The sequence below is a fragment of the Tabrizicola sp. genome (assembly GCF_036781545.1).
Lineage (GTDB): Bacteria > Pseudomonadota > Alphaproteobacteria > Rhodobacterales > Rhodobacteraceae > Tabrizicola.
Genome location: NZ_DAIQAT010000165.1, coordinates 1 through 7,641 on the forward strand (window position 1 = coordinate 1; position 7,641 = coordinate 7,641).

Genomic DNA, 7,641 nt, shown 5'->3' on the forward strand with positions numbered 1-7,641 from the left:
TGTCCATCGCCATCCTGCTGCAATACCTCGGCCACGACACGCGCTGGGTCGAGGCGCGGCTGACGGTGCTGCCCGTGCGCTGGATGGGGTTCGGCCTTCTGATCGCGGGACTGACGGGTCTGGGCGCGCTTGTCTTCGGCTATCCCTTCCTGTCGGCCCACGCGCGCTATGTCGCTATCCCCGTTATCGGCGAGGTCCCGGCTGCAACCGTCATGATCTTCGATGTCGGCGTCTTTGCTTTGGTCCTTGGGGCCACGGTGCTGATGCTCGTGTCGATCGCGCACCAGACGTTGCGCACCGCGCGCCTGAAAGAGCGACGCCTCCGCGCGCCCGAAACCGAGGAGGCACTCTGATGGAACTGGTCCTGTCCGCCGCCATCGGCGTCCTTGCTGCTTCGGGGGTTTGGCTGATCCTGCGGCCGCGGACCTTTCAGGTCATCGTCGGCCTTTGCCTGCTGTCCTATGCCGTGAACCTGTTCATCTTCTCGACGGGGCGCGTCATGCTTGGCGTGCCGCCGATCATGCCGCGCGGCGGCTTCGTCGATCCGGCTGCTTATGCCGACCCCATGCCGCAGGCGCTGGTCCTTACCGCCATCGTCATCAGCTTCGCCACCACGGCGCTGTTCCTGGTGGTGATGATCGCCTCGCGCGGACTGACCGGCACCGACCATGTCGACGGGACGGAGAAGCTGCCGTGAGCGTCGCGCCCGAACACCTGATCATCGCCCCCATCGTCGTTCCATTCCTCGCCGGGGCGCTGACGCTCATCTATGACGAGCGCCAGCGGCGCGCGAAGCTGGCCATCGGGCTACTGTCCTGCGCGGTGACGCTGCTTGCCGCAATCGAGCTTCTGGCTCGGTCCAAGGGCAGCGACCTGACCGGTGGAAACGACATCGGATTCTACCTTCTGGGCGACTGGTCCGCCCCTTACGGCATCGTGCTGGTCGTGGACCGGCTTTCGGCGATGATGCTGGTCCTGACCGGCCTTCTGGCGCTGCCTGCACTGATCTTTTCGGCGGCAGGCACCCACCGGCAGGGCCAGCATTTCCACGCCATGTTCCAGTTCCTGCTGATGGGATTGAACGGGGCTTTCCTGACCGGCGATCTCTTTAACCTCTTCGTCTTCTTCGAGGTCCTGCTCGCGGCTTCCTACGGGCTGCTGCTGCATGGCGGCGGCGAGGCGAAAGTGCGGGCCGGACTGCATTACATCGCCATCAACCTGACGGCCTCGTTGCTGTTTCTGGTCGGCGTCAGCCTGGTCTACGGCGTGACCGGGACGCTGAACATGGCGCATCTGGTCCAGCTGGTATCTGGTCTGGATGACGACCAGCGCCCCTTGTTCCAGGCGGGGGCCGGGATCATGGCGGTGGCGTTCCTGGTCAAGGCGGGCATCTGGCCCCTGTCCTTCTGGCTGCCCTCGACCTATGCGGCGGGGGCGGCGCCGGTGGCCGCGCTCTTTGCAGTGATGACGAAGGTGGGGGCCTATGTCCTTGTCAGGCTCTCGTTCCTGATCTTCGGGGCCCATGCCGGGGCATCGGCCGGCTTCGGTTCGCAGGTTCTGCTGGCGGGCGGCCTGACGACAGTGACCTTCGGCTTGCTGGGTGTCCTTGCCTCGCGCGAGATGGACCGGGTCGCCGCCTTCCTGGTGATGATCTCCTCCGGAACGGTGATCGCCGCGACAGGTGTCGTCACCGGAGGTGGACCTGCCGGTGTGCTGTCGGCGGCGCTGTTCTACATGCTCGGCTCCACCCTTGCCGTCAGCGCGATTTTCCTGCTGATCGAGCCGATGCGCCGTCTGGGCGGCGAGGCCGAACTGATCACGGATGAAGAAACCGACGACTATGACGATCCGGACGACGATCCCCGGCCCGAAATGGTTCTCGCCTTTCCGGGGACCGTCACGGTTCTGAGCCTGGCCTTCGGCGTCACGATGATCGCCTCGGCGGGGCTGCCCCCGCTCTCGGGGTTCATCGGCAAGCTGGGCATGGTCCAGGGCCTGCTGGACGACACCGGACGCGACAGGTGGGCCTGGGGTTTCATCACGCTTCTGTTTCTGTCCGGCTTTGCCACGCTGCTTGCGACCATGCGCATCGGCATCCGCACATTCTGGGGCAGCGAGGCGATCGAGCCGCCACGCATCCTGGCGCTTGAGTTCGCGCCGATCCTCTTGCTCGTGGGGCTTCTGGCGGTTCTGTCCGTCAAGGCCGAGGTGACGCTGGGCTACATGGTGGATACGACCGATGCCCTGCTGCGCCCGACGCTCTATGCCGAAGGGGTGCTGGGCGCGCCCCGCGCCGAGGATGCGGAGGTGCCGGAATGAGACGTCTGCTGCCTCATCCGATCCTCTCGCTGGGCCTTCTGGGGATCTGGCTGCTTCTGACCCGCCTGTCGCCGGGACAAGCCGTGTTGGGTTCTGCCGCTGCGGTGGTGGCGGGATGGGCCTTCGCGCGGATCGAGCCCGAGGCCCAGCGTCCCCGGGCCGTCTGGCCGCTGGTCCGGCTGGCCGGGATCGTGTTCCGGGACATCCTGCGGTCGAACTACGCTGTCGCGCGCCTTCTGGCAGGGGGCGGAAGGCATCGGCGGTCGTCCTTTGTCCATATCCGGCTGCGGCTGAAGAACCGGCTTGCCCTGGGAATGCTGGCGGTGATCATCACGGCGACACCCGGAACGGCATGGCTGGAATACGACGAGGAGACGGGAATCCTGCTGCTGCATGTCTTCGACATGGTCGATGACGCCGCATGGCAGGACCTGATCGCCAACCGCTATGAAGCGCTGCTGATGGAGGCATTCGGATGACCGCGTTCACGGTTCTGATCTGGGCCACCACCTATGCGCAAGGCGCGCTTGCGCTTGCGGGCTTCCTGGCGCTGATACGCATCCTGATCGGACCGCGCGCCCAGGATCGCGTGCTGGCGGTCGATGCCTTCTACATCATCGCCATGCTGCTGTTCATCGTGACCGGAATCAAATTCGGCACGCCCTTCTTCTTCGAGGCGGCGCTGGTCATCGGCATCTGCGGCTTCGTGGGAACCGTGGCGCTTGCAAAGTTCCTTCTGCGCGGCGAGGTGATCGAATGACCGCGCTCGAAGCCATGCCCCTTTGGCTGGCCCTTCCGGTGGCGGCGCTGCTGGTGGTCGGCTCGACGCTTGCCTTCCTGGGTGCCTTGGGTCTGGTGCGCCTGACAAGCTTTTACGAACGCATCCATGCGCCCACACTGGGCACCAGCTGGGGCGCCGCGGCGATCCTCCTGGCTTCGCTTCTCAGCTACAGCTGGCTGCAGGATCGGGTGATCCTGCACGAGATCGTCATCGGCGTGTTCGTCATGATCACCACCCCGGTGACGCTGATGGTTCTGGGTGCCGCGGCCCTGAAGCGCGATCGCGAGGAAGGGGACGCGACAGTGCCGCCGCGCGAGGCGGCAAGCGGACATGAACCTGATCATGTGGAAACGCAGTGATCAACTGGCGATGCGCTGGTGCCTGCCTGCAGAAGCCAGTCAAATCCCGCCGCGTTGTTGGCCTGCTACCGGCCAGGCTGCCATGACCGTCGCCGATGTGCCTGCCCCGGCGTCCCTCAGATCAGCTTGTTCCGACAATGCCTGAACCGAAACAGATTGGCGACCAACCCGGGACCGTGCGGTTTAATCCCTGACCCGGCTTGAACTTTCCGTCATCTGTCCCCACAAAGAGGGGGTGCCGGACCGTTGCCAGGCGCTCTGCGTCGGCTTGCTGGCGATCCTCTGACAAACACTGACAAACAAGAGACACCATGTTCAAACGCCTGATCATCGCTGTCGTGCTGCTTGGGTTGATTGCCGGCGGTATCGTCTGGTTCAAGTACTTCCGCGAGGGCATGATCGCGCAGTTCATGGCCGGTGCCGTGCCGCCCCCGGTTCCGGTCACGGCGCTGACCGTCCAGCCGGCCGACTGGGAGCCCGGTTTCGAGGCGGTCGGCACAGCGATCTCGGCGCGGGGCGTGGATCTCGCGATTGAATCCAGCGGCCTGGTGCGCAGCATCGACTTCGCCCCGAACGCGACCGTGACCGAGGGCCAGGTCCTGCTGCAGATCGACGACAAGGCCGAACGCGCGGGCCTTGCCGCAGGCGAGGCCGGCCTCGCGGTCGCCACCGCCGAGGCCGACCGGGCGCAAACTCTGACTGCCCGCGGGGTCGGCGCGGCGAACACTCTGGAAAGCGCCGCGGCACAACTGGAAAGCGCCCGGGCGCAATTGGCGCAGCTGCAGACCGCGCTCGAAGCCAAGCAGTCCCGCGCACCGTTCGGCGGCGTGGTCGGGATCCCCCGGGTCGAGGTGGGCCAGTATGTCGTGCCGGGCACGATCTACGCCACGCTGCAGGATCTCCAGCGGATGTATGTCGACTTCACGCTGCCCGAGCAGCAGCTCTCCTCGATTGCGCTGGACCGGGCGGTCAGCGTCACGACGGAAGTCGGCGCCTTCAGCGCCGAGGGCCGGATCATCGCCATCGAGCCGCAGGTCGATCCGAACTCGCGCCTCGCCAAGGTCCGGGCCGAGGTCAGAAACCCCTCGGGCCAGCTGCTTCCCGGCCAGTTCCTGCGCGTGCGCGTCTCGCTGCCCGTGGAACAGGGCGTGATCGCCGTGCCGCAGACCGCCATCGTGGCCAGCCTCTACGGCAGCTATGCCTATGTCCTGCGCAAGGGCGAGGGCGACGCGCTGACCGCCGACCAGGTCTTCGTCAAGACCGGGCGGCGCAACGGCACGCAGATCGAGGTGGTCTCGGGCCTCTCCGCCGAAGACCAGGTGGTGACGTCGGGGCAGAACCGGCTGTCGAACGGCGCGGCGGTGAGGATCGACGATTCCGTCTCCTTGACGGCCGTCGAATAGGGGCGGCCGATGCATTTCTCGGAAATCTTCATCCGCCGCCCCGTGCTGTCCACCGTCCTGGCGGCGCTGATTCTGTTCGTGGGCCTGGCGTCGGTCTTTAGCCTGCCGGTGCGGCAATACCCGGAAGTGTCGGAAAGCGTGATCACCATCACGACCGTCTACCCCGGCGCCGCACCCGACCTGATCCAGGGCTTCGTCACCTCGCCCATCGCCGCCGCCGTTTCGACGACAGAGAACATCGACTACGTCACCAGCCAGTCGGCGCAATCGGCCTCGATCGTCACCGTGCAGATGCGGCTGGGGGCCGATCCCGACGTCGCTTTGACCGAGGTGATGTCTAAGGTGCAGCAGGTGCGCGGACAGCTGCCGCAGGACACCGAGGACCCGGTGATCGTCAAGGGCACCGGCATGACCTTCGCGCTGATGTACTTCGCGGTGCAGAACCCGAACATGTCGCCCGAAGAGCTGAACGAATACCTGGAACGGGTGGTGCGGCCGCGGGTGGCGAACATCCAGGGCGTCGCGCAGATGGAAATCCTGGGCGCGCAGAAGTTCGCGATGCGGGTCTGGCTCGATCCGCTCAAGCTGTCCTCGCGAGGTGTGACCGCGCCCGAGGTTCTGGCGGCAATCCGGTCGTCGAACTTCCTGTCGGCGCCGGGCAAGACCGAGAACGAGTATTTCGCGTATTCGCTTACGCTGGACAGCACGATCCAGACGCCTGACTCGTTCGGTGCGCTGCCATTGGTGCAGGGGGCGGACGGCGTGGTGCGGCTGCGCGACGTGGCGCGGATCGAGCTCGCCTCGGGCACGACCGACGCCATCGTGACCTTCGCGGGCGAGCCCGGCACCTTCATCGGGATCGTCCCCGCCCCCGGCGAGAACCAGCTTGACGTGGCCACCAATGTGAACGAGGCGCTTCCCGCGCTGGCGGCGACCCTGCCGCAGGGCATGACCATCGACCTGGTCTACGACTCGACCGAGACGATCTCGGCCTCGATCACCGAGGTGTTCAAGACCATCGCCGAGGCGGTGGTCATCGTCATGGTGGTGATCCTCCTCTTTCTTGGCTCGTTCCGCTCTGTCGTCATGCCCATCGTCACCATCCCGCTTTCGCTGATCGGTGTCTGCGCGATCATGCTGGCCTTCGGCTATTCGATTAACCTCCTGACGCTTCTGGCCATGGTGCTGGCCATCGGCCTGGTGGTCGACGACGCCATCGTCGTGGTGGAAAACATTCACCGCCATATCGACGACGGCATGCGCCCCGCCCAGGCGGCGATCACCGGCATGAAGGAGATCACCGGCCCGGTCGTCGCCATGACCATCACGCTTGCCGCCGTGCTGGCGCCGCTGGCCTTCACCGGCGGCCTGACCGGCGCGCTTTTCACCGAATTTGCCCTGACGCTGGCCGGATCGGTCGTCATTTCCGGCGTGGTCGCGCTGACCATCACCCCCACCATGTCTGCCCGCATCCTGCACGCGGGCGAGCCGGGCCGCTTCCAGCGCGTCGTCGACCGGACCCTGAACGGGCTGTCCAACTGGTATGAACGGCGGGTCTCCTCTTCGCTGGACTACCGGCCAGTGACCATGCTGATGGCGGCCGTTCTGGTCGGCGTCATGGGCTTCATGTTCCTGAACACCTCGTCGGAGCTGGCGCCCGAGGAAGACAGCGGTGCGCTCTTCGCCATTATGAACGGGCCACGCTACGCCACGCTGGAATACACCGACGCCTTCACGCGCGAGATCGGTCGGCGTACCTCTGGCATCAAAGAGGTCGAGACCTCGTTCTCGGTCGCCGGGATGGGCGGGGCCGGGAATACCGGCTTCTACATCTGGGCGCTCAAGGACTGGGACCAGCGCGACCGCAGCCAGAGCGAGGTCCAGCAGGAAATCCAGGGGATCCTCGACGGAACCCCCGGCCTGCAAAGCTTCGTCTTCGCGCCACCTTCGCTGCCCGGCGCCGGGGGCGGCCTGCCCATCGCCATGGTGATCCAGTCGATCCACGCGCCGGAACGGGTGGTCGAGATCGCCGAAGAGATCCGCGCCAAGGCGATGCAATCCGGCATGTTCATCGTGGTGCAGAACAGCCTGTCCTTCGACGCCCCGCAGGTGCGCGTCACCATTGACCGCGACCGCGCCGCGCTTCTGGGCGTCTCGGTCAGCGACATCGGCTCGACGCTGGGCCTTATGGTCGGCGGCGGCGCGGTGGCCCAGTTCGACCGTGATTCCAACAGCTATGACGTGATCACCCAGGTCCCGCGCGACTGGCGCGACAATCCCGAGCGGCTGGGTGAGTTCTTCGTGCGGGCGCGCTCCGGCGCGATGGTTCCGCTGTCCTCGGTCGTGTCGATCACGCCCACGGTGGCCGCCGCCTCGATCGAGCAGTTTAACCAGCTGAACTCGGCCTCGCTGACGGCCATGCCGATGATCGGCTTGTCCACCGGGGTTGCCCTGGCCGAGTTGGAGCGTATCGCGGCCGAAGTGCTGCCGGATGGCTTCTTCATCGACTACTCCGGCCAGTCGCGGCTGGAAAAGACCGAGGGCAATACGATCCTTTTGGCCTTCGGCGCGGCGCTGGTCGTGATCTACCTGGTGCTGGCGGCGCAGTTCGAAAGCTTCCGCGACCCGTTCATCATCCTGATGTCGGTGCCGTTGTCGATCTTCGGCGCGATGTTGCCGCTGTATTTCGGGCTCAGTACGCTGAACATCTACACCCAGGTCGGGCTGATCACGCTGATCGGCCTGATCACCAAGCACGGCATCCTGATGGTCGAATTCG

The 7,641-nt window shown here is 65.7% G+C and carries 8 protein-coding genes; all 8 read left to right on the forward strand.

The window, feature by feature from the left end:
- Positions 1-353, forward strand: a 353-nt coding sequence (locus tag V7Q39_RS17615; protein ID WP_333817925.1) for an MnhB domain-containing protein, incomplete at its 5' end; no start/stop codon positions are given.
- On the forward strand, positions 353-697 hold the full coding sequence (locus V7Q39_RS17620; RefSeq protein WP_333817926.1) for a Na+/H+ antiporter subunit C: 345 nt from the start codon (positions 353-355) through the stop codon (positions 695-697). The genes V7Q39_RS17615 and V7Q39_RS17620, both read left to right, overlap by 1 nt.
- Positions 694-2,319, forward strand: coding sequence for a monovalent cation/H+ antiporter subunit D (locus V7Q39_RS17625; RefSeq protein ID WP_333817927.1), 1,626 nt, complete (start codon positions 694-696; stop codon positions 2,317-2,319). Before V7Q39_RS17620 ends, V7Q39_RS17625 begins: the two co-directional genes overlap by 4 nt.
- Entirely contained in the window at positions 2,316-2,798 is a 483-nt protein-coding gene (locus V7Q39_RS17630) for a Na+/H+ antiporter subunit E (RefSeq protein WP_333817928.1), read from the forward strand. The genes V7Q39_RS17625 and V7Q39_RS17630 overlap by 4 nt, the downstream gene beginning before the upstream one ends.
- The gene (locus V7Q39_RS17635; RefSeq protein ID WP_333817929.1) at positions 2,795-3,079 is read left to right on the forward strand and encodes a K+/H+ antiporter subunit F; all 285 of its coding nucleotides are present in this window, start codon (positions 2,795-2,797) and stop codon (positions 3,077-3,079) included. Before V7Q39_RS17630 ends, V7Q39_RS17635 begins: the two co-directional genes overlap by 4 nt.
- Entirely contained in the window at positions 3,076-3,459 is a 384-nt protein-coding gene (mnhG, locus tag V7Q39_RS17640; RefSeq protein ID WP_333817931.1) for a monovalent cation/H(+) antiporter subunit G, read from the forward strand. The genes V7Q39_RS17635 and mnhG overlap by 4 nt, the downstream gene beginning before the upstream one ends.
- A gap of 311 nt (positions 3,460-3,770) precedes the next feature.
- Positions 3,771-4,862, forward strand: a complete 1,092-nt coding sequence (locus V7Q39_RS17645; RefSeq protein ID WP_333817932.1) for an efflux RND transporter periplasmic adaptor subunit — start codon at positions 3,771-3,773, stop codon at positions 4,860-4,862.
- A 9-nt stretch (positions 4,863-4,871) separates the two neighbouring features.
- The coding region (locus tag V7Q39_RS17650; RefSeq protein ID WP_333817933.1) for an efflux RND transporter permease subunit at positions 4,872-7,641 on the forward strand (2,770 nt) is incomplete at its 3' end.

Excerpts from the sequence above, each read along its gene's own strand:
- V7Q39_RS17620 (WP_333817926.1), top strand. The coding sequence starts at position 353 with ATGGAACTGGTCCTGTCCGCCGCCATCGGCGTCCTTGCTGCTTCGGGG.
- V7Q39_RS17630 (WP_333817928.1), top strand. The coding sequence starts at position 2,316 with ATGAGACGTCTGCTGCCTCATCCGATCCTCTCGCTGGGCCTTCTGGGG.
- V7Q39_RS17635 (WP_333817929.1), top strand. The coding sequence starts at position 2,795 with ATGACCGCGTTCACGGTTCTGATCTGGGCCACCACCTATGCGCAAGGC.
- mnhG (WP_333817931.1), top strand. The coding sequence starts at position 3,076 with ATGACCGCGCTCGAAGCCATGCCCCTTTGGCTGGCCCTTCCGGTGGCG.
- V7Q39_RS17645 (WP_333817932.1), top strand. The coding sequence starts at position 3,771 with ATGTTCAAACGCCTGATCATCGCTGTCGTGCTGCTTGGGTTGATTGCC.